The organism is Nitratireductor sp. J20-h4 (assembly GCF_056780505.1).
Genome location: NZ_CM165557.1, coordinates 1,057,194 through 1,078,058 on the forward strand (window position 1 = coordinate 1,057,194; position 20,865 = coordinate 1,078,058).

The 20,865-nt window shown below is 66.2% G+C and carries 19 protein-coding genes; all 19 read left to right on the forward strand.

The window, feature by feature from the left end; all coding sequences use genetic code 11:
* The first annotated feature begins 91 nt into the window (after positions 1-91).
* Positions 92-991: a GntR family transcriptional regulator gene (locus ACT2B0_RS05125; RefSeq protein WP_473462112.1), complete on the forward strand. Its 900-nt coding sequence runs from the start codon at positions 92-94 to the stop codon at positions 989-991.
* 2 nt (positions 992-993) lie between these two features.
* On the forward strand, positions 994-2,238 hold the full coding sequence (locus ACT2B0_RS05130) for an ABC transporter substrate-binding protein (protein ID WP_473462113.1): 1,245 nt from the start codon (positions 994-996) through the stop codon (positions 2,236-2,238).
* Between the two features lie 65 nt (positions 2,239-2,303).
* Positions 2,304-3,176, forward strand: a complete 873-nt coding sequence (locus ACT2B0_RS05135) for a branched-chain amino acid ABC transporter permease (protein WP_350155420.1) — start codon at positions 2,304-2,306, stop codon at positions 3,174-3,176.
* A gap of 2 nt (positions 3,177-3,178) precedes the next feature.
* Positions 3,179-4,159: a branched-chain amino acid ABC transporter permease gene (locus ACT2B0_RS05140; protein ID WP_473462116.1), complete on the forward strand. Its 981-nt coding sequence runs from the start codon at positions 3,179-3,181 to the stop codon at positions 4,157-4,159.
* Positions 4,152-4,898, forward strand: coding sequence for an ABC transporter ATP-binding protein (locus ACT2B0_RS05145; protein WP_473462117.1), 747 nt, complete (start codon positions 4,152-4,154; stop codon positions 4,896-4,898). The genes ACT2B0_RS05140 and ACT2B0_RS05145 overlap by 8 nt, the downstream gene beginning before the upstream one ends.
* Positions 4,891-5,595, forward strand: coding sequence for an ABC transporter ATP-binding protein (locus ACT2B0_RS05150; RefSeq protein WP_473462120.1), 705 nt, complete (start codon positions 4,891-4,893; stop codon positions 5,593-5,595). Before ACT2B0_RS05145 ends, ACT2B0_RS05150 begins: the two co-directional genes overlap by 8 nt.
* The gene (locus ACT2B0_RS05155; protein WP_473462122.1) at positions 5,595-6,872 is read left to right on the forward strand and encodes a 3-isopropylmalate dehydratase large subunit; all 1,278 of its coding nucleotides are present in this window, start codon (positions 5,595-5,597) and stop codon (positions 6,870-6,872) included. Before ACT2B0_RS05150 ends, ACT2B0_RS05155 begins: the two co-directional genes overlap by 1 nt.
* Complete coding sequence (locus ACT2B0_RS05160) at positions 6,869-7,375, forward strand: LeuD/DmdB family oxidoreductase small subunit (RefSeq protein ID WP_473462124.1); 507 nt, start codon at positions 6,869-6,871, stop codon at positions 7,373-7,375. Before ACT2B0_RS05155 ends, ACT2B0_RS05160 begins: the two co-directional genes overlap by 4 nt.
* The gene (locus tag ACT2B0_RS05165; RefSeq protein WP_473462126.1) at positions 7,372-8,241 is read left to right on the forward strand and encodes an isocitrate lyase/PEP mutase family protein; all 870 of its coding nucleotides are present in this window, start codon (positions 7,372-7,374) and stop codon (positions 8,239-8,241) included. Before ACT2B0_RS05160 ends, ACT2B0_RS05165 begins: the two co-directional genes overlap by 4 nt.
* Complete coding sequence (locus tag ACT2B0_RS05170) at positions 8,238-9,986, forward strand: hydantoinase B/oxoprolinase family protein (RefSeq protein WP_473462129.1); 1,749 nt, start codon at positions 8,238-8,240, stop codon at positions 9,984-9,986. Before ACT2B0_RS05165 ends, ACT2B0_RS05170 begins: the two co-directional genes overlap by 4 nt.
* The gene (locus ACT2B0_RS05175; protein ID WP_473462130.1) at positions 9,983-12,037 is read left to right on the forward strand and encodes a hydantoinase/oxoprolinase family protein; all 2,055 of its coding nucleotides are present in this window, start codon (positions 9,983-9,985) and stop codon (positions 12,035-12,037) included. The genes ACT2B0_RS05170 and ACT2B0_RS05175 overlap by 4 nt, the downstream gene beginning before the upstream one ends.
* Positions 12,038-12,040: 3 nt before the next feature.
* On the forward strand, positions 12,041-12,655 hold the full coding sequence (locus ACT2B0_RS05180; protein WP_473462132.1) for a cysteine hydrolase family protein: 615 nt from the start codon (positions 12,041-12,043) through the stop codon (positions 12,653-12,655).
* Positions 12,656-12,657: 2 nt separating this feature from the next.
* On the forward strand, positions 12,658-14,073 hold the full coding sequence (locus ACT2B0_RS05185; RefSeq protein ID WP_473462135.1) for an FAD-dependent oxidoreductase: 1,416 nt from the start codon (positions 12,658-12,660) through the stop codon (positions 14,071-14,073).
* 1,100 nt (positions 14,074-15,173) lie between these two features.
* Positions 15,174-15,944, forward strand: coding sequence for an SDR family NAD(P)-dependent oxidoreductase (locus ACT2B0_RS05190; RefSeq protein WP_473462137.1), 771 nt, complete (start codon positions 15,174-15,176; stop codon positions 15,942-15,944).
* A 41-nt stretch (positions 15,945-15,985) separates the two neighbouring features.
* Complete coding sequence (locus ACT2B0_RS05195) at positions 15,986-17,170, forward strand: acyl-CoA dehydrogenase family protein (RefSeq protein ID WP_473462139.1); 1,185 nt, start codon at positions 15,986-15,988, stop codon at positions 17,168-17,170.
* 9 nt (positions 17,171-17,179) lie between these two features.
* Positions 17,180-18,352: a thiolase domain-containing protein gene (locus ACT2B0_RS05200; RefSeq protein WP_473462142.1), complete on the forward strand. Its 1,173-nt coding sequence runs from the start codon at positions 17,180-17,182 to the stop codon at positions 18,350-18,352.
* Positions 18,349-18,747: a Zn-ribbon domain-containing OB-fold protein gene (locus tag ACT2B0_RS05205; protein ID WP_473462144.1), complete on the forward strand. Its 399-nt coding sequence runs from the start codon at positions 18,349-18,351 to the stop codon at positions 18,745-18,747. Before ACT2B0_RS05200 ends, ACT2B0_RS05205 begins: the two co-directional genes overlap by 4 nt.
* A complete protein-coding gene (locus ACT2B0_RS05210; protein ID WP_473462146.1) occupies positions 18,744-19,955 on the forward strand; it encodes a CaiB/BaiF CoA transferase family protein in 1,212 nt (403 codons plus the stop codon). The genes ACT2B0_RS05205 and ACT2B0_RS05210 overlap by 4 nt, the downstream gene beginning before the upstream one ends.
* A 9-nt stretch (positions 19,956-19,964) precedes the next feature.
* The gene (locus ACT2B0_RS05215; RefSeq protein ID WP_473462148.1) at positions 19,965-20,864 is read left to right on the forward strand and encodes an HpcH/HpaI aldolase/citrate lyase family protein; all 900 of its coding nucleotides are present in this window, start codon (positions 19,965-19,967) and stop codon (positions 20,862-20,864) included.
* The last annotated feature ends 1 nt before the right edge of the window (position 20,865 follow it).

Here is a 20,865-nt window from a genome sequence, read left to right on the forward strand (position 1 = left end):
ATAGTGGTCGTGGATTGCCGCTTGCGGCAGAAATTCAAATGATATAATGATATACCTACATGCCATATAGGCGGCGCATCGGGAGGGTGTGATGGACAGGTTGGATGAGCCGGCGGGCAGTGTCCGTGGCGACAGGCCGCGTCCGGTCCGTCAGCTCCACGACGCCTCCCGTGTTCCGCTCTACCACCAGCTTTTCGTGATCCTGCGCAGCCGCATCTATGGTGGGGGCCTGTCGGCCGGCGATCTCGTGCCGAGCGAGCAGGAACTGTGCCAGGAGTTCTGCGTCTCGCGCATCACCGCCAAGCGCGCGCTCAACGAGCTTGCCGATGCCGGCTTGGTCGTGCGCGAGCGGGGCAGGGGCACGCGCGTCGTCGCGCAGCCGCCGGCCCCGGCGGTGATGGCGTCGATTGAGGGCTGGCTGGAAAACGTTTCCTTGATGGGCATCGCCACCACCGCGCGGGTGCTGGAATTCGGCTATGTGGCCGCATCCGCCGATATCGCGTCGGCACTGGAGGTGGCCCCCGGCGACGAGGTGCAGCGCGCCGTGCGCGTGCGCAGCCTCGACGGCGAGCCGATGTCCTTTCTGGTCACCTATGTGCCGAGCCGGGTCGGGCGCCGATACGAGCGCGAGGACCTAGAAGCCCGGCCACTGCTGCATCTTCTCGAAAAGGCAGGGGTCGAGGTCGCCTCCGCCCGCCAGACCGTTTCGGCCACGCTCGCCGATGCCGACGTCGCCACCGCGCTTGGCATTCATGCCGGTGCGCCGCTGATCGAGGTCAGGCGCGTGGTGCGCGATAGCAAGGACCGGCCGGTGGAATATATCCGTGTGGTCTACCGGCCCGATCTCTACCGCTTCGAAATGTCCATGCGCCGGGTCCGCGCCAAGGACGGAGCGCATTGGGCGGCAATGCCGTCATCGCCGATTCCGGCCGGCGATGAGGAGGACAAGGGACCCTCGGGGAATCCAGGCCGGGTGACGACAGGAGGATAGTCATGAAGACCAAGACGACCGACAGGCTCGTTCGACCGCAATCCGGCATTGCACGACGCGACTTTCTGGCCGGCGCTGCCGCGCTCGGCGTGGCCTCTGCGGGCTTTCCGGCCGTGTTGCGGGCGCAAAGCGATACCGTCAAGATCGGGTTGATCCATCCGGTGACCGGGTTCATTTCCTTTTCCGGCAGCCAGTGCCGGACCGGCGCGCAGATGGCGATCGACGACATCAACGCCGCCGGCGGCATCAAGTCGATGGGCGGGGCAATGCTGGAGGCCGTGCTGGGCGACAGCCAGGGCAAGCCCGAAATCGGCGCGCAGGAAGTCAGCAAGATGGTCGAAGCCGGTGTTGCCGGTTTCGTCGCAGGCTATTCCTCCGCCATCTCGCTGGCCACGTCCCAGGAGGCGGCCAAATCGAACACGCCGCACGTGGTCGATGTCGGCGTCTCCGACCAGATCACCAGCCGCGGTCTGGCCAACACGTTCCGCTTTTCGCCCGGCTACGGCAAGGTGGCCGAGGTCGCGGTCTCCAATCTCGACACCATCAACAAGGCCGCCGGATCGCCCGCCAAGAGCGCGATGATCGTGCACGAGGAATCGCTGTTCGGGACCGGCACCGCCAACTTGTTGAGCGAGAAGCTGCCGGCAATCGGCATCGAGGTTCTGGACGTCATCAAGCACGCCAACCCGACGCGCGACTTCACCAATATCGCCCTTCAGATCAAGTCGAAGCAGCCGGACCTGATCGTTCCGGCCAATTATTACAACGAATATGTGCTGCTTGCGCGCACGCTGCAGCAGCAGAAGGTCGAAGCCAAGGGCATCTATTCGGTGCTCGGCGGCGCGGCATCCAGCTACCAGTTCGTCAACGAGTATCCGCAGGCCGCCGAACAGATCATGGACTGCAATCACTGGTTCGACCCGAAATCGGATGTCGCCATGGAGCGCAAGAAGGCGGCCGAGGCCAAGGGCGTGATCTACACCTACGAAGTGTTCCTGGCCTACAACGCCGTCGCCTTCCTGGCCGACGCCATCGAGCGCGCCGGCTCGACCGACAAGGACGCCGTGATCGCGGCGCTGGCCGGCTCGACCTGGGACAAGCACGGCATGCCCTACGGCCCCACAAAGATGGAAAACGGCCAGAACATGGGCGCCCAGCCGGTCAACACGCAAGTCCAGAACGGCGCCATCGAGGTGATCTTCCCCAAGGAGTTCGCTTCCGCCGAAGCGGTCTTCCCGATGGGCTGATCGCGGTCGCGACACGCTCCGCCGGGCCCCGGCCCGGCGGAGGCAATTGCGGCCCGGAGACCGACATGCCCGATCTCGCCATTATCATCCCCTCGGTTCTCAACGGCATCACCACCGGCGCGCTCTACGCGCTGGTGGCACTCGGCCTGACGCTGATCTACGGTGTGCTGCACATCATCAATTTCGCCCATGGCGCGCTTTTGATGCTGGGCCTCTACGCCGTCTATTATCTCAAGGCGCGCTTCGGCATCGATCCCTACGTGGCGCTGCTGATCGTGCCGCCGGCGATGTTTGCCCTCGGTTATGCGCTGCAGCGCGGCATTATCGGCCGCGCCAGCCACGGTCGCGACGAGAACATCCTGCTCGTCACGCTCGGTCTGGCGATCGTCATCGAGAACCTGTCGCTGTTTTTCTTCCGCTCCGACACCCGCATCATCGACACGCCCTATTCGTTCGAGACGGTCGATATCCTCGGCGCCTTCCTGCCGTTGCCCAAAGTTGTGGCGTTCGCCGGCGCGATTGTCACCGCGGCGCTTTTGTGGCTGGTCATGGCGCGCACCGATCTCGGCCGGGCCATCCGCGCCGTGGCCAAGGAAAAGAAGGGCGCGGCCCTGGTCGGAATCGACACCGACCACGTCTACGCGATGAGCTACGGGCTCGGCATTGCTTGTCTCGGCGTTGCCGCCTGCCTGCTTCTGCCGAGCTATTACGTCAATCCACAGGTCGGCCACGGCTTCGTGCTGATCGCGTTCACCATCGTCGTGCTGGGGGGCATGGGATCGTTCGTCGGCGCGCTGATCGGCGGCTTCGTCATCGGCGTGATCGAGGCCATGGGCGGGCTGTTCCTCGGCGAGAGCCTCGGCCAGATCGGCATTTTCGCGATCTTCATCCTGGTGCTGATCTTCCGGCCGACCGGCCTCCTGGGGCACAGGGTCTGAAGATGCGTTCGCTGCTGTTTTTGTTTGCGGTCTTCGTTGCCATCGGTGCGGCCCCGGTGCTGATCGCTTCGGAATTCTGGCTCGACGTGGTCATCATGACGCTCTATGCAGCGTTGCTCGGCCAGGCCTGGAACATTCTTGGCGGTTATGGCGGTCAGTTCTCCTTCGGCCACGCCGCCTATTTCGGCACCGGCGCCTACACGGTGGCCGTGCTGCAGGTCCAGTTCGGCGTCAATCCCTGGATCGGGCTTGTTGCCGGCGGGCTGACGGCGGGAGCGGTCGCCGCCTTCATCGGCTTTTCCACTTTCCGCTACGGCCTGCGCGGCTCCTATTTCGCCCTGGTTACGCTCGCCTTCGCCGAGGTGCTGCGCATCGTGTCGAACTCGGTCGACTTCACCGGCGCCGGCGTCGGCATTCTGATCCCGCTGGAACGCAGCCTGGCCAATCTCCAGTTCGCTTCCAAGATATCCTATTTCTGGCTGATCTGGACGATGACGCTGGCGGCCTTCCTCGTCGTGTGGTGGATCGGCAATTCGCGGTTCGGCGCCAGGCTGATGGCGGTACGCGACAATGAAGAGGCCGCCCGCGCGCTCGGCGTCGATGCGTTTCGCGTCAAGATGGGCGCGATCGTCCTGTCGGGTGTCTTTTCCGGCCTGGCCGGGGTCTTTTACGCGCAATATCTGCTCTATCTCGACCCGTCGATCGCCTACGGTCCGGCGGTGTCCATTGAAAGCCTGCTGGTGCCGATTATCGGCGGCATGGGCACGCTGTTCGGCCCCTTGCTCGGCGCAGCCGCGATCCACGCCGTCTCCGAGTTCACCAGCGAGGTGACCGGCGACGCGCCCGGCATCAGCCTGGCCGTCTATGGCGCGTTGCTGGTCGTCATGGTCACCTTCATGCCGCGCGGCCTGGCCGGCCTCGTCAGCCGTCTCGGCGCCCGGCGCGGCGCGCGCGCCCTCGCCGTGGAGCGCCGCCATGCTTGAGGTCGCCGGCCTTTCCAAGAATTTCGGCGGCGTTCAGGCCGCCCGCGACGTCGGTTTCACCGTGCCGCAGGGCGTGATCGCCTCGCTGATCGGTCCCAACGGCGCCGGCAAGACGACCCTGTTTGCGATGATCACCGGCTTTCATCGCCCCGACCGCGGCATGGTGCGGTTTTGCGGCGAGGACATCACCGGCCTTTCGCCCGAGGCGATCGCCCGGCGCGGCATGGTCCGCACCTTCCAGATCGTCCAGCCCTTCGCCGGCCAGACGGTGCGCGACAACATCGCCGTCGGCGCCCATCTTCACATCGCCTCGCGCGCCGGCGCGCTCGCCTATGCCGGCGCGGTGGCGCGCAAGGTCGGGCTCGGCGACCGGCTCGACATCGATGCGGCCGCGCTGACCGTCGCCGGGCGCAAACGGCTCGAAGTCGCCCGCGCGCTCGCCACCCGGCCGAAGCTGATCCTGCTCGACGAGGTCATGGCCGGGCTCAACCCGTCCGAGATCGAGGCGGTGATCCCGATCATCCGCGCGATCCGCGACGAGGGCGTGACCGTGCTTCTGATCGAGCACGTCATGCAGGCAGTGATGAGCCTGTCGGAACATACCTGGGTGCTCAACCAGGGCGAAATCATCGCCGAGGGCACGGCCTCCAAAGTGGTCGCCGATCCGAGCGTGATCGAAGCCTATCTGGGCAAGGGCATGGCCGAGCGCATGCGCGCCAGGGAGGCTGCCAATGCTTGAAGTGGCGGGCCTGCGTGGCGGCTACGGCGCGGTCGAGGTGCTGCGCGGTGTCGACATCGACATCGCCCGTGGCGAGATCGTCGCGCTGCTCGGCTCCAACGGCGTCGGCAAGACGACCTTCGCCGCGCTTCTGTCCGGGCTTCTGCCCTGCCGCGGCGGCAGCATCCGCTTTGCCGGCCGCGACATCACCCGGCTCGGCGCGCGGCGCATCGTCGAACTCGGCCTGATCCAGGTGCCGGAAGGCCGGCACATCTTTCCCAATCTCACGGTGCGCGAAAATCTCGAACTTGGTGCCTATCGGCGCGGCAAGCCCAACCGCGCCACCAACATCGTGCGCGTCGGCGAGACGTTTCCCCGGCTTGCCGAGCGGTTCGCCCAGAAGGCCGGCACCCTGTCGGGCGGCGAGCAGCAGATGCTCGCAATCGGACGCGGCCTGATGGCGGAACCCGAATTGCTGATCCTCGACGAGCCGTCGATCGGCCTGTCGCCGCTTTTGGTGGAAGAAATGTTTTCCCTGATCCGGCAACTCAACCAGGACGGGCTGACGATCCTGCTGGTCGAGCAGAACGTCTTGCAGTCGCTGGAGATCGCCGACCGTGCCTTCGTTATGGAAAACGGCGAAATCCGCCTGTCGGGCAGGGCCGGCGCCATGCTCGACGATCCCGAACTGCAACGCTCCTATCTCGGGCTGGTGTGATGGCGCAGACGTTGGCGCAAAAGATCATCGCAAGGGCTGCCGGCCGCGAGACGGTCGCGCCGGGAGAGATCGTCACCGCCGCGGTCGATCTCGCCATGATTCACGATTCGAGCGGCCCGCGCCGGGTCGAGCCGATCCTGCGCGAGCTGGGCGTCGGTCTGTTTGATGCGCAAAAAGTGGTGCTGATATCCGATCATTTCGTGCCTGGCGACACCGACGAGGGCGCGCGCATTCTTGAATTGACCCGGCAATGGGCGCGCGAGCGCAAGGTCGCCTTCCATGACGGCGAGGGCATCTGCCACGTCGTCCTGCCCGAACGCGGCCATCTCAGGCCCGGCATGTTCGTGGTCGGCGGCGACAGCCATTCGCCGACCGGGGGCGCCTTCGGCGCCTACATGTTCGGGGTCGGTGCGACCGAGATGGCGGGCGTGCTGGCGACCGGCGAGATCTGGCTCAAGGTTCCCGAAACGATCTTGATCGAATGGAAAAACCGGCTCGGGCCCGGGGTCGTCGCCAAGGACATGATGCTGGCGCTCTGCGGACGGCTGGGCATGGATGGCGGCCGCTACCAGGCGGTCGAATATGCCGGCGAGGCAGTCATGGCATTGTCGATGCAGGAGCGCATGACCCTATCCAACATGGCCGCCGAACTCGGCGCCCAGGCGGGACTGATCGCGCCTGACGCGAAGACGGCGGCCTGGCTTGCCGCGCATGGCGGCGAGGCCGGCGACTGGGGCTCGCTCAACACCGACCCCGATGCCGAACTGCTCGAGCATCATGTCTTCGACGCCGCGGCACTCGAGCCGCAAGTGGCCGCGCCGCATTCGCCGGCCAATGCCGCGCCGGTCGGCGCGGCGCCGCTGACGAGGATCGACGTCGCCTATATCGGCGCCTGCACCGGCGCCAAATATGACGATCTCAAAAACGCAGCGGCGATCCTGAAAGGCCGGCGCCTGGCCGCCGGCGTCGAACTGATGGTGGCGCCGTCCTCGCGCCGCGACCAGGAGCGCGCGGCCGCCGACGGCATCATGGCTGTGTTTGAACAGGCCGGCGCGCGCATCCTGCCCAATGCCTGCGGCATCTGCGCCGGCTACGGCGTCGACCGGCTCGGCGAGGACGTCACCTGCATCTCCTCGACGGCGCGCAATTTCCGTGGGCGCATGGGGGCGGCGTCGGCGAAAGTGTGGCTCGGCTCTCCCTTTACCGTGGCGGCCGCCGCGGTCGCTGGCCGCATCGTCGACCCGCGCGAGTTCCTGGCCGGCGGAGGGGCGGCATGAGCGGACGCGTCTTCCTGTTCGGCGACGACATCGATACCGACCAGCTCGCGCCGGGCGCCTATATGAAGGGCAGCATCGAGGCGCTGGCCTCCCATTGCCTGGAAACGGCGCGGCCGGATTTCGCAGCCTCCGTGCAGCCGGGCGATATCGTGGTGGCGGGCCGGAATTTCGGCATGGGCTCCTCGCGCGAGCAGGCCGCCGAGGCGTTGAAGCATCTCGGCGTCGCCGGGGTAGTGGCGCGTTCCTTCGCCGGCATTTTTTATCGCAACGCCATCAATCTCGGCCTGCCGGTCCTGGTCGGCGCGGATCTGGAGACGGTCGCCGACGGAGACCGGGCGGCTCTCGACCTGGACAAGAGCGAATTGCGGATTGTCGACCGCGATCTGTCCGTTCGTCTTGAGCCCTTGCCCGACAATCTCAGGCGCATGCTGCGTGACGGCGGCCTGGTGCCGCATCTCAAGAAGCGCTTCGCCGCGGAGCGCGCGCGGGAGACGGGCCGATGAGCCTCAGGAAACGATTGCAGACGCCGCCGATCCTGGTCGCGCCGGGCGTCTACGACGCCCTGTCGGGCCTGATCGCCGAGCAGGCGGGGGCGGAAACCGTCTACCTGTCGGGCGCCTCGATCGCCTATACGCGCTTCGGCCGTCCGGATATCGGGCTGGTCTCGATGAGCGAGGTCGCCGACACCATCGCCGCGCTGCGCGACCGAGTGGGTCTGCCGATCCTGGTCGACGCCGATAACGGCTTCGGCAACGCGCTCAACGTACAGCGCACCGTGCGCGTGTTCGAGCGCATGGGCGCCGGCGCCCTCCAGCTCGAAGATCAGACGATGCCCAAGCGCTGCGGGCATCTCGACGGCAAATCGCTGATTTCGACGGCGGAGATGGCAGGCAAGATCCGCGCCGCCTGCGATGCCCGCGCCAGCGAGGAAACCCTGATCATCGGCCGCACCGACGCGATCGCGGTCGAAGGTTTCGAGGCTGCCCTCGACCGGGCCGAGGCCTATGTCGAGGCCGGCGCCGACATGCTGTTTGTCGAGGCCCCGCAATCGCTGGCCGAGATCGGCGAGATCGTCCAGCGCTTCAAGGGGCGCGTGCCGCTGATGGCCAATATGGTGGAGGGCGGCAAGACCCCGGCGATCGATGCCGCGGGCCTGGAGGCGCTCGGCTTCGACCTGGTCATCTTCCCCGGCGGTGTGGTGCGTGCGGTCGCGGCGACGGCGCGCGCCTATTACGCCAATCTGCTCGCCACCGGCTCGAACCAGGGTTTTCGCAACCGGATGTTTGATTTCGCGGGGCTGAACGGGGTCATCGGCACGCCGGAGCTGCTTGCCGAAGGCAAGCGCTATGACGCGGAGGACGATCAATGAGCGGCACCGCGACCGTCGACGCCGTAACGCTGGCGATCCTGAAGGGGCGGCTCGAACAGATCGCCGACGAGATGGACGCGACCCTGTTCCGCTCCGCCTTCAACCCGATCATCGCCGAGGCGCACGACGCCTCGCACGGCATCTACGACGCGGCGACCGGCGAGACGCTGGTCCAGGGCAAGTCCGGCCTGCCGATCTTCGTCGGCGTGATGGCCTTCGCCGTGCAGGCGGTCATCGAGAAGGCCAGGCGCCGGGACGGCATCCACGAGGGGGATGTCTGGATCTTCAACGATCCCTACGATGGCGGCACCCATCTGTCGGACTTCCGGCTGGTCAAGCCGGTCTTCCGCGACGGCGCGGTGTTCTGCTTTCTCGCTTCGGTCGGCCATTGGCACGATGTCGGCGGCAATGTGCCGGGCAACTACAATCCCGCCGCCACTGAGTGTTTTCAGGAAGGGATGCTGATCCCGCCGGTCAAGCTCTATGACCGCGGCGTGTTTCGCCAGGACGTCGTCGATATCCTCTCGGCCAATTCGCGCCTGCCGATGTCGCTCTACGGCGACCTGAACGGCCAGATCAACGCGCTCGAACTGGGCGAAAAACGCATGCATGCGCTGATCGACGACTATGGCGCGCCGACGATTTCCGCAGCACTTGCAGCCCTGAAGGCGCGCGCGGCCGAGATGATGCGCGCCCAGATCGCAGAGCTGCCGGCCGGGGCCGTGTCGGCGGAGGATTTTCTCGACAATGACGGCATCGTCGACGAGCCGCTGAAGATCGCGCTCGACCTGACGATCGGCGACGGCCGCATGGTGATGGATTTTTCGCGCTCATCGCCGGCCTGTGCCGGCCCGGTCAACATCTCGCGCGCCACCACGGTGGCGGCCTGCTACGTCGCGCTGAAACATATTTTCGGCGACGTGCCGGCCAATGCCGGCGTGCTCGAACCGGTCGAGTTCCGCATCGATCCCGGTTCGCTGCTTTCGGTGACGGCGCCGAAGCCGGTCGGCGGCTATACCGAGACCATCCTGCGCCTGATCGACGTTATCTTCCAGGCGATCGCCAGCATCGCGCCGGGGCCGGCTATGGCCTGCGCCTACGGCACCATCAACGCGCTGTCGCTCGCCGGCCATCGCGAAGACGGCCAGCGCTGGGTGATGTTTTCTTTCTTCGGCGGCGGCCATGGCGCCCATGGCGGCGGCGACGGCCTCAACCACGGCAACGCGCCGATCTCGACCGCCACCATCCCGCCGCTCGAAATCCTCGAGGCGGCCTATCCGGTGCGCTTCACGCAATGGGCGCTGCGCCCGGATTCGGGCGGCCCCGGGCGCTATCGCGGCGGGCTCGGCGCCGTCTACGAGATCGAGCTACTGGAAAAGCAGGCCGATGTGTTCCTGTTCGGCGAACGCGGCCGCTTCGCCCCGCGCGGCGTCGTCGGCGGGGGTGACGCGGCGACCAACCGCTTTACCTACCAGCAGCACGATGGCGAGCAGCGGCCGCAGATGGTCTCCAAGATGGTCGGCATCAAGCTCGCCCGCGGCCAGCGTCTGCGGCTCGAAACGCCGGGCGGCGGCGGCTACGGTCCGGCCTTTTTACGCCCGGTCGACGAGGTCGCGCGCGATGTGCGGCGCGGTTTCGTCAGCGCCGAACAGGCGGCCGTCAGCTACGGCGTGGCATTTTCGGCGGACGGCACCGTCGACGCCGACGCCACCCGCCAACTGCGCAGCCGGGAGCCCGCCACGTGAATGACAGAGCCATTATTGTCGGTGTCGATGTCGGCGGCACCTTCACCGACGTTTTTGTGCTGGACGAGGCCGCGGGCGCCGTCATCACCACCAAGGTTCCCTCCACGCGCGGCGACCAGTCGCGCGGCTTCGTCCAGGGCATCGCCGAGATCGTCGCCGATTTCGCCGACATTCGCACGCTCGTCCACGGCACCACCGTCGGCACCAACGCGCTGTTGGAGCGCAAGGGCGCGCGCACCGGCATCATCACCACCGAGGGGTTTCGCGATGTGATCGAGATGCGTCGGCGCGACCGTCCGACCACCTGGGGCCTGAAGGGCGGCTTCACGCCGGTGGTCGAACGCGGCGACCGGCTCGAGGTCGCCGAGCGGGTGCTGGCCGACGGCTCCGTGTTCATTCGCGTCGCGGAGGACGAAGTGCGCGAACGTGCTCGCGCTCTCACCGCGGCCGGCTGCGAGGCGGTTTGTGTTTTCTTCATCAACGGCTACGCCAATGACGACAACGAGCGCCGCGCCGTCGAAGCGGTGCGCTCGGTCTGGCCCAACGCCTTCGTCACCGCAGCCACCGAGATCCTGCCGGAAATCCGCGAATTCGAGCGCGCCTCCACCGCCACGCTCAACGCCTATCTGCAGCCGGTGGTGTCGTCCTATCTGGAGCGGCTGCAACAGGGGCTGGACGGGCGCGGCTTTGCCGGCGAGCTTCTGATCGTTCAGTCGAACGGCGGGGTGATGTCGGCCGAGACCGCGCGCCGCTATCCCGTGCGCACGGCGCTGTCGGGACCGGCGGCCGGCGTGATCGCTGCAACCGCCATCGCGCGGGCGGCCGGTTTTGCCAACATCATCACCTGCGACATGGGCGGCACCTCCTTCGACGTGTCGCTGGTGGCCGACGGCAAGTCGACGCTTGCCGCTCAGACGGCGATCGATTTCGGCCTGGTGGTGCGCACCCCGATGATCGAGATCACCACGATCGGCGCCGGCGGCGGCTCGATCGCCGGGCTCGACAAGAGCGGCCTGTTGCAGGTCGGACCCGAATCGGCCGGCTCCGATCCCGGCCCTGTCTGCTACGGTCTCGGCAATAGCCGTCCGACCGTCACCGACGCCAATCTCGTGCTCGGCCGCATCAATGCCGACCGCCCGATCGGCGGCAAGCTGGACCGGCTCGACATCGAGGCCGCGCGTGCGGCGATCGAGACGGAGATCGCACGCCCGCTCGAACTTTCGGTCGAGGACGCGGCCGAGGCGATCCTGCGGCTTGCCAACGCCAAGATGGCCGGCGCCATCCGCCTGGTCTCGATCGAAAAGGGGCACGATCCGGCCGAGTTCGCGGCCATGCCCTTCGGCGGCGGCGGCGCATTGCACACCGGCGCGCTGATCAAGGAGGTCGGCCTCGGCTCGGCCCTGGTGCCGCGCTTTCCCGGCGTCACCTCCGCGCTCGGCTGCGTCGTGGCCGATATGCGTCACGACCGGGTCCAGACGGTCAACCGGCTGCTGGACGATGTCGACGCCGAAGCGCTCGGCCGCGCGATGCTGGCCGTCGCCGAGGACACCGAGACGGTGCTGGCGCGCGCCGGTGTCGCCTTCGAGCGCGTCGACCGGGTGTTCGAGCTCGACATGCTTTATCTCGGCCAGACCCATTCCGTCGCCGTGCCGATCGCGATCGGCCCCGGCGGGCTCGACGCCGAAACGGTCGCCGGCGCCTTCGACGCTGCCTACCGCGACGCCTTCGGGAGGCTGTTGGACGGTATCCCCAAGCGGGTGATGAACCACCGCGTCGCGGTGATCGGGCGCCGGCCGGCGCTCGACATGGAGGTTTTCGCCCCCGTCGACGGCAAGTCGGCCGAACACTGCCGGACCGCGACCCGGCGCGTCTACGCCGACGGCGCCTATCACGACGCCGGTGTCTACGAGCGGCTCGGCCTCGCCGTCGGCGCGGTGATCGAGGGGCCGGCGCTGCTGGAACAACCCGATACCACGATCTTCGTCGACCCGGGGCTCGTCGCCGCCGTCGACCGTTTCGGCAATCTGGTGATCACGCCGGGAAAGGGGTGAAAAATGGCGCATGCCGCAATCGATGCCGCGCGCACCGCGCTGGTCATCGTCGATCTGCAAAACGATTTCCTGCATCCCGACGGCGCTTATGCCCGCGGCGGTCAGGCCAATGACGACATCGCCGCCCTGCCGCAACGCGTGTTGCCCGTGGCCGAAGCGCTGCGCGCGCGCGGCGGCTGGATCGTCTCGACGCATTTTACGCTGGTTCCCGGCAAGCGCGGCGAGCCTTTCATCGCGCCGCATCTCAAGGCGATGCGGCCGTTTCTCGGCAAGGGCGATTTCGCTCCCGGTTCGTGGGGCCACGATCTGGTCGATCTCCTCAAACCGGCCGATCTGACGGTGGAAAAAATCGCCTATTCGGCCTTCTACATGACCCGGCTCGAATGGCTGCTGCGCAAGGCCGGCGTCGACACGCTGATCTTTTGCGGCATCGTCACCAATGGCGGCGTCGCCTCCACGGTGCGCGACGCGCACGTGCGCGACTTTGCAACCATCGTCGTGTCGGACGGCTGCGCGGCGTTCTCACGCGACACCCATGAGCGCGCCGTGGCGGATCTCGCCACGGTGGCGCGCGTCATGCGCTGCGCCGACGCGCGCGACCTTGTCGAAGGGGCTTGACGGTGACGGCGGCCCCCGTCTTGCGCGGCGCGCCCGAACGGGTCGACGCGGCGGCCGATGTCGTGGTGATCGGCGCCGGCGCCTGCGGGCTGATGGCGGCGCTGCGCGCCCGTGCGGCGGGGGCGCAGGTGCTGGTTGTCGAACGCGACGCCACGCCGTCGGGCTCGACCGCGATGTCGTCCGGTTTCGTGCCGGCGCCGGCCACCCGCTTCCAACGCGAGATCGGCGTTGCGGACGACACGCCGGCCCGCTTCGCGGACGACATCCTGGCCAAGGCGAACGGGCGTTGCGACGCGGAACTGGCGATCCTGGCCGCCGAAACCATCGGTCCGGCGCTGGAATGGCTCGCCGATCACGCCGGCGTCGACTGGCGGGTTCTCGATGATTTTCTTTACCCGGGCCACAGCCGCCACCGCATGCATTGCGTGGACGAGCGCACCGGGGCCGCGCTGCACGCGCGCCTGCTTGCCACCGCCGAGACGATGGAGATCGCAATCGCCACCCAGGCGCGCGCCACGCAGCTCTATGCTGATGCCGAGGACCGGATCACCGCGGTCGGGATCGAGCGGCCGGGCGGCGCACGCGAAGCCCTGGGCTGCGGCGCGCTGGTTCTGGCTTCGAGCGGTTTCGGCGGCGATCCGGAGCTGGTGAAAACCCACATTCCCGAACTTGGCAACGCGCTTTATTACGGCCATGCCGGCAATACCGGGGACGCCGTGCGCTGGGGCGATGCACTTGGCGCCGGGCTCGCGCGCATGTCCGGCTATCAGGGTCACGGTTCGCTGGCCCATCCGCACGCGATCCTGATTTCCTGGGCGCTGATGATGAAAGGCGCGATCCAGATCAACGGCGATGGCGACCGCTTTGCCGATGAAAGCGGCGGCTATTCCGAGCAGGCGGTCAAGGTGCTCGCCCAGCCGGGCGGTTTTGCTTGGAACGTCTACGACGAAACGGTCCACCGCTTCGGCCTCACCTTTCCCGATTATCGCCAGGCGCATGCCGCCGGCGCCGTGCGCACGGCGCCGACCGTCGGTGTGCTCGCCGCCCTGACCGGGCTGCCGCAATTGCGGCTCGCCGCAACGCTGGCGGAGGTGGCACGGTTTTGCGTCGGTGCGAAGCCCGACCCGCTCGGGCGGGATTTTGCCGGTCTGGCACCGCTCTTGCCACCGTTTTATGCGGTCAGGGTGACCGGCGCGCTGTTTCACACCCAGGGCGGGTTGCGGATTGACGACCGCGCCCGCGTCGTTGACCGGCAGGGCCGGCCGTTTGCCAATCTTTTCGCCGGCGGCGGCGCGGCCTGCGGCGTGTCGGGTCCCGAGGTTTCGGGTTATCTGTCCGGCAACGGGCTCTTGACGGCGATCGCCTTCGGCTTCCTCGCCGGTCACGAGGCGGCGCTCACGGCGCGGGAGCCGGCATAGGCCGGACAATCCGACATCAGCGTGTCAATTGCCGCAGCGAACGGCGGGCAGGATGCAACCCCTCTCGCCGGCGGCGAGCGGCCGAAATCCGCCCCCAGCCATCGGTTCGCGGCGCACTGGACCTTGGCTTGTGGTCAGGAAATCCCTGTTTCGAGCCTTCCCAATAACCCCAATAACGTCATTGCGGACAAACGGACTCGATGGCCGGAATGCACGTCGTTAGGCGTTTCCGGAAAATCGGGGTTGCCAAACGGCGAACCCCTGTTGAGCCATATGGAACACGATGAGCTTGCTCGAAAACGATCTCAAGATATCCATGCACTTCAGCAACGAGCGCCCGGTGCTCCGGGTCGGGAGGTATGTCGCGAGTTGGGCATCCCGAACAGTTCTCGGTAGCGCGTTTCCTGAAGACATCGAGCGCGTTCAGCCATGCCGGCGGTCGACGCTGCCGTCCGTAATCCGGCGCGCCACGAAAGCCCGTCTTTGTCTCGCTCTCCCATCCGTCGGTCATGCCGTATCGGATCCCCGACCACCCAGCACCACTGGCTTGGTGCTCCGCAGATGGACCGCCTCCCATGGCACCACGTGGCGGAATCCATCTGGTTCGGAAACCTGGTGATCGCAGCTTGACCGTCCCTGTCGCTCGCCGGGTGTGCGAGACGAATGCGCCCACCGATAGGGCCTGCTCCAAGGGCGGGACGGCAGTCGGTCCGAGGTGACCTGTCGCCGCCGATCCGGATGTGAGTATCGTCCGCGCGCCGTTTTCTTCCGGCCTGCTACCGGTCCGATGGTTTTAAGGAACGATATGCTCATTGGCTTCACCCATCGCTGAACCGCGCTGCGGCTGAAGATGATTCCAGGTTCTGTAAGAAGCCCGGTTGCGTCTGCCTCGCACCGGGCGAAGCGGTGGTGTGCTGAAAGCCCAGGCAATGACCCCTCGGGAAAGCGGCAACCCGTCCGACAACTCGCAAGTCGAGCCCGCCATTCCCCACCGCACTCCTGTTCGTGCGGGCAAAATCAGGTTGCAATGGTCACGCAAACATGGAATATGCATAAGCGAATATAGTTCGTAAAAGCGAATTTCTTGCAAGGAGAGGGCGATGAAGAATCCGATGAGCCTCGCGGGGCGCAACATCCTCGTTACCGGGGCTGGACAGGGCATCGGCGCGGCGATCGTCCGCCTGGCGCACGATCTTGGCGCGCAGGTCATTGCGCTCGACATCAAGGAAGACGGCATCGCCGCGCTCAAGGACGAACTGGGCGAACGCATCGACACGCTGGTTGGCTCGACCGCCGACCCGGATTTCGTCCAATCGGCCGTTGACGAGACGGTTGCGCGTCACGGCGCCTTGCACGGGCTGGTCAACAATGCCGGCATCGTTCGTGCGGCGATGATCGCCAAAATGGATCGCAAGACCTGGCAGGACGTGATCGACGTCAATCTGAGCGGCGTGTTCTACGGCCTGCAGGCAGCGGGGCGGCATATGCTCGATCGCATCGAGAACGGCGACACCTCGCCGGCGTCGATCGTCAACATCTCCTCGGACGCCGGGCGTCGCGGCACCATCGGTCAGATCAATTACGGTGCGGCCAAGTCCGGCGTCATGGGCATGACGATGAGCGCGGCCAGGGAATGGTCCTCGAAGGGCATTCGCATCAACACGGTCTGCTTCGGCGTGGTCGAGACGCCGATGACGGAGGTGATTCGCGGCGAAAAGTTCCGAGACGGGGTGATGGCCCAAATTCCGATGGGCCGCTTTTCCACGCCCGAGGAGGTCAGCCAGCCTGTCTGCTTCCTGCTCTCGGAGGCCGCCAGCTACATCACCGGCCAGCACCTTTCTGTAAACGGTGGTTATACGATCGGCGTCTGACCGGGAGCGCCTTTGCAATAGAATCGGGAGAAGCAGCGACGATGAGTTCTGGTTATGGAGAGCCGAGCGGCTACAGCGACGACCAGCGGTCGATCCGCGAGGGAATTGCCCGCGTCTGCAAGCCCTATGACGACGATTACTGGCTGCAGCGCGATACGGATGGCCGGTTTCCGGACGAATTCTGCGACGCGATCGCCGCAGCTGGCTATCTCGGCATCGCCATGCCGGAAGAGTACGGCGGCTCTGGCATGGGCATAACCGAGGCGGCGACGATGGTGCAGGCCATCACCGAGACCGGCGCGGCGAATGCCGGCTTCGCCGCCATCGCGATCAACATATTCGGGCTCAATCCGGTCGTGGTATTCGGCACCGAGGAGCAGAAGCGGCGCTGGCTGCCGCCGATCGTTTCGCGCAAGGATACGGCCTGCTTCGCCGTGACCGAGCCGAACACCGGCCTCGACACCACCCGGCTGAAAACCCGGGCTGACTGGGACGGCACGCACTGGGTGGTCAACGGCCAGAAGACATGGACGTCGACCGCGCAGAAGGCCACCAAGATGCTGTTGATCGCCCGGACCCGGCCGGAGAGCGAGACCGAGCGGCCGATCGACGGATTGTCGCTTTTTTATACCGATTTCGATCGGAGCCGCATCGAAGTGCGCCCGATCGACAAGATGGGTCGCAAATGCGTCGATTCCAACCAGGTCTATATCGACGGGCTGCGCATTCCGCCCGAGGACCTGATCGGCGAGGAAGGCAAGGGCTTCCGCTATCTGCTTCACGGTCTCAACGCCGAGCGCATCCTCATTTCCGCCTCGCTTGTCGGGATCGGCCGCTGCGCTCTCGATCGGGCGGCGCGTTACGCCAATGACCGCACCGTCTTCGGCCGGCCGATCGGCCAGAACCAGGGCGTCCAGCATCCGCTCGCCGAAAGTTGGGCGGAACTGGAGGCGGCGAGCCTGATGGCGTTCCGCGCCGCGACGCTCTACGACGGCGGGCACGAATGCGGCAAGGAGGCCAACGCGGCCAAATTTCTGGCCGGTGAAGCCGCCTTCAAGGCGTGTACCAATGCGGTCATGACGCATGGCGGCATGGGCTATGCCAAGGAATTCCACGTCGAGCGCTACATGCGCGAAGCGCTGATACACCGCATCGCCCCGATCCCGCCGCAGCTCATTCTTTGTTACCTGGCCGAAAAGGCGCTCGGTCTCCCGAAATCCTATTGAAGGCGGATCATGGCTAGACAGGCGAAAGCGTATATTGCCGGCGTCTACGAACACCCGACACGCAAGGCGGTTGACAAGACCCTGGCGCAACTCCACGCCGAAGTGGCGCGCGGAGCGCTGGCCGATGCCGGGCTCACCAAGGACGACGTCGACGGCTTCTTCTGCGACGGATCGGTTCCGGGCCTCGGCGGGATGGTCCTTGCAGAATATATGGGGCTCAATCTGTCCCATACCGACACCACCGAGACCGGCGGTTCGTCCTATCTCGTGCATGTCGGACACGCCATGGCGGCGATCGCGGCCGGCAAGTGCAAGGTTGCGCTGATCACGTTGGCCGGGCGTCCGCGCGCCGAGGGGCTGCGCGCGCTCGGCGCGCGCGCCAGAGGCGAGGATTCGCCCGAGCGGGGCTTTGAACTGCCCTATGGTCCGATGGTGACCAACCTCTATGCGATGGCGGCCATGCGGCACATGCACGAGTTCGGCACGACATCGGAGCAGCTGGCCTGGATCAAGGTCGCGGCCAGCCATCACGCCCAGCATAATCCGCATGCAATGCTGCGCGATGTGGTGAGCGTGGAAGACGTGCTGGCATCGCCGATGATCTGCGACCCGCTGCACCGGCTGGATTGCTGCGTGATCTCCGACGGCGGCGGCGCCCTCGTCGTGGTCAGCCCGGAAATCGCCGCAACGCTCGGTGATCGGTGTGTCAAGGTGCTGGGGCAGGGCGAGGCGATCAAGCACCTGAACGCCGGGCAGGTCGACCTGACCTATACCGGCGCCGCGCTGTCGGGCCCGATCGCCTTCGCCGAGGCCGGGCTGAAGCCGGCCGACATGGACTACGTGTCAATCTACGACAGTTTCACCATCACCGTCCTCGAAACGCTCGAGGATCTCGGCTTCTGCGCAAAGGGCAAGGGAGGGGCGTTCGTGTCCGACGGGAACCTCATCTCGGGTGTCGGCAAGTTGCCGTTCAACACCGATGGCGGCGGGCTGTGCAACAACCACCCGTCGAATCGCGGCGGCATGACCAAGGTGATCGAGGCCGTGCGTCAGCTTCGTCATGAAGCGCATCCGGCCGTGCAGGTGCCCGATTGCCGGCTGGCACTGGCTCATGGAACCGGCGGGCAGATTTCCCAGCGCACTGGTGCGGCGACCATCATTCTTGGGGGGAACGACGCATGAGCGAACGCATCTATCCTGATCCCGATATCAACCTGGAAAGCGAAGCCTACTGGACCGCCTGCAACGCGGGAAAGCTGCTTCTGAAACGCTGCGCCGATTGCGGCAAGACGCACTATTTTCCGCGTGCGATCTGCCCGCATTGTTTTTCCGACGCCACTGAGTGGTACGAGGCAACCGGGCGCGGGGTAATCTATTCCTATTCCGTCACGCGCCGGGCCGACCCGCCCTACGCGATCTGTTACGTGCGTCTTGAAGAGGGGGTGACGGTTCTGAGCAATCTCGTGGAGGCGGATTTCGACACGATCAGGGTCGAAATGCCGGTCGAACTGACCTTTGGCCAGTCGGAGGGGGGACAGGCGATCCCGTTGTTTCGCCCCGCCGGAGACGTTGCATGACACGCCCCCTTGACGGAATACGCGTCGTCGACCTGACCAACATGCTGATGGCGCCCTACACGACACAGATTCTCGGCGACATGGGGGCCGACGTCATCAAGGTCGAGGCGCCGGAGGGTGATCCGATTCGCAAGATCGGTCCGCACCGCCATGAAGGCATGGGCCCGATCTTCCTCAACACCAACCGCTCCAAGCGCTCGGTGGTCCTCAACCTGAAGACCGCCGACGGGCTGGCCGCGCTCAAGGCGCTGCTGCGCGAGGCGGATGTTCTGGTCTACAACCGCCGTCCGCAGGTGATGGAACGGCTGGGGCTGAGTTATGAGACGGTGCGGCAGGTCAATCCGCGCATCATCTATGCCGGGCTCTATGGTTACGGGCAGACCGGCCCCTACGCCAAGAAGCCGGCCTTCGACGACCTGATTCAGGGAGCGGTGGCGATTCCATCGCTGGCGCGCATCGCCGCCGGCGGCGGACAACCCGCTTATTCGCCTGCCGCCATTGTCGACCGCTGTGTCGGCCTTTGGGCGGTCGGACAGATCAACGGCGCGCTGCTGCATCAGGCGCGCACCGGCGAAGGCCAGCGCATCGACATGCCGATGTTCGAAATGATGACGACATTCGTGCTCGGCGAGCATTTTGCCGGCCAGACGTTCGACCCGCCGATCGGACCGCCGGGCTATGCCAGGCTGCTGTCGCCCGACCGGCGGCCCTACCCGACCAGGGACGGCTATATCTGCGCGATGATTTATACAGACAGGCACTGGCGGGCCTGGTTCGAGGCGTTGGGTACGCCTGAAAGCTACGAAACCGATCCGCGCTTCGCCTCCATGACGACGCGGACCGAGAATATCGATTCCATTTATGCCGAACTGGCCGACATTCTGGCGACGCGAACAACGGCCGCATGGGTCGATATCTTTGACAAGGCCGATATCCCGGCAATGCCGCTGGTCACCCCCGACGAACTGATCGCCGACCCGCATCTGGCCGCGGTCGGCTTTTTCCGCGACGTGGAGCACCCGAGCGAGGGGGCGATCCGCGACATGGCGTTTCCCGCCACATGGTCGCGAACCCAGCCCGAACCGCAGCGACTGGCCCCGCGGCTGGGCGAACATTCCATCGAGATCCTGCGCGAGATCGGATTTGCCCCCTCGCGCATCGAAGCCATGCTCCAGGCGGGCGCCACGGCGACCGCCGAGCGGCAATAGGAGGAGCGGATGCGCGTGTTACGATCCTGGCTGTTCGTGCCGGCCGACAGTGACCGAAAGCTGGAAAAGGCACGCGCCAACCCTGCCGACGCTCTGATCCTCGATCTCGAGGACGCGGTGGCCGACGACCGCCAGGACATCGCCCGCGACATGGCGCGGACGTTTCTCCAGGACAACCCCGATCGCAGCCGACAGCAATTGTGGGTGCGCATCAATCCGCTCGATCACGCGTTCTCGGCGACCGATCTCGCAGCCGTCATGCCGGGCGCGCCGGACGGGATCGTGCTGCCCAAGGTTGACGGCGGACAGGACATCGACCGCCTTGCTGAACGGCTGGCTGCACTGGAAGCGGCCTTCGGGATCACGGCCGGCAGCACCAAAATACTGTCGGTTGCCACCGAGACGGCCGCCTCGCTGCTGCAGTTCCAGAGCTATCTGGAGGGCGTCAGCGACAGGCTGGCCGCACTGACCTGGGGCGGCGAGGACCTTGCCGCGGCGCTTGGCGCGTCCAGCAATCGCGACCCACGCAGCGGCGAATACGATCATGTCTACGAGTTTGCCCGGGCGATGTGCTTGGCCGCCTCGCGCGCCATCGACGCTCAGCCGGTGGGCTGCGTGGTGGTTGATTTCCGCGACCTGGAAGCGTTGCGCATCGACTGCGAGAAGGATCGTCAGGCGGGCTTCGTCGGCAAGATCGCCATCCATCCCGCCCAAAGCGCGGTGATCAATGCCGCCTTCACGCCCACCGCCGCCGAAGTCGACTGGGCGCACAGGGTGGTCGATGTGTTCAGCCGCAACCCGGGTCTCGGTACGGTCGGGCTTGAGGGCAAGATGCTCGACATGCCCCACCTCAAGCAGGCGCGCAACCTGCTCGCGCTGTACGAGCAGATCAAGATGGCGGAGCAATAGC

What these genes read in the sequence shown, in the direction of transcription:
- ACT2B0_RS05180 (WP_473462132.1), top strand. Translation starts at nt 12,041, where the DNA reads ATGGCGCATGCCGCAATCGATGCCGCGCGCACCGCGCTGGTCATCGTC.
- ACT2B0_RS05130 (WP_473462113.1), top strand. Translation starts at nt 994, where the DNA reads ATGAAGACCAAGACGACCGACAGGCTCGTTCGACCGCAATCCGGCATT.
- ACT2B0_RS05145 (WP_473462117.1), top strand. Translation starts at nt 4,152, where the DNA reads ATGCTTGAGGTCGCCGGCCTTTCCAAGAATTTCGGCGGCGTTCAGGCC.
- ACT2B0_RS05135 (WP_350155420.1), top strand. Translation starts at nt 2,304, where the DNA reads ATGCCCGATCTCGCCATTATCATCCCCTCGGTTCTCAACGGCATCACC.
- ACT2B0_RS05205 (WP_473462144.1), top strand. Translation starts at nt 18,349, where the DNA reads ATGAGCGAACGCATCTATCCTGATCCCGATATCAACCTGGAAAGCGAA.
- ACT2B0_RS05200 (WP_473462142.1), top strand. Translation starts at nt 17,180, where the DNA reads ATGGCTAGACAGGCGAAAGCGTATATTGCCGGCGTCTACGAACACCCG.
- ACT2B0_RS05140 (WP_473462116.1), top strand. Translation starts at nt 3,179, where the DNA reads ATGCGTTCGCTGCTGTTTTTGTTTGCGGTCTTCGTTGCCATCGGTGCG.
- ACT2B0_RS05125 (WP_473462112.1), top strand. Translation starts at nt 92, where the DNA reads ATGGACAGGTTGGATGAGCCGGCGGGCAGTGTCCGTGGCGACAGGCCG.
- ACT2B0_RS05155 (WP_473462122.1), top strand. Translation starts at nt 5,595, where the DNA reads ATGGCGCAGACGTTGGCGCAAAAGATCATCGCAAGGGCTGCCGGCCGC.
- ACT2B0_RS05170 (WP_473462129.1), top strand. Translation starts at nt 8,238, where the DNA reads ATGAGCGGCACCGCGACCGTCGACGCCGTAACGCTGGCGATCCTGAAG.
- ACT2B0_RS05150 (WP_473462120.1), top strand. Translation starts at nt 4,891, where the DNA reads ATGCTTGAAGTGGCGGGCCTGCGTGGCGGCTACGGCGCGGTCGAGGTG.
- ACT2B0_RS05190 (WP_473462137.1), top strand. Translation starts at nt 15,174, where the DNA reads ATGAAGAATCCGATGAGCCTCGCGGGGCGCAACATCCTCGTTACCGGG.
- ACT2B0_RS05160 (WP_473462124.1), top strand. Translation starts at nt 6,869, where the DNA reads ATGAGCGGACGCGTCTTCCTGTTCGGCGACGACATCGATACCGACCAG.
- ACT2B0_RS05210 (WP_473462146.1), top strand. Translation starts at nt 18,744, where the DNA reads ATGACACGCCCCCTTGACGGAATACGCGTCGTCGACCTGACCAACATG.
- ACT2B0_RS05215 (WP_473462148.1), top strand. Translation starts at nt 19,965, where the DNA reads ATGCGCGTGTTACGATCCTGGCTGTTCGTGCCGGCCGACAGTGACCGA.
- ACT2B0_RS05165 (WP_473462126.1), top strand. Translation starts at nt 7,372, where the DNA reads ATGAGCCTCAGGAAACGATTGCAGACGCCGCCGATCCTGGTCGCGCCG.
- ACT2B0_RS05195 (WP_473462139.1), top strand. Translation starts at nt 15,986, where the DNA reads ATGAGTTCTGGTTATGGAGAGCCGAGCGGCTACAGCGACGACCAGCGG.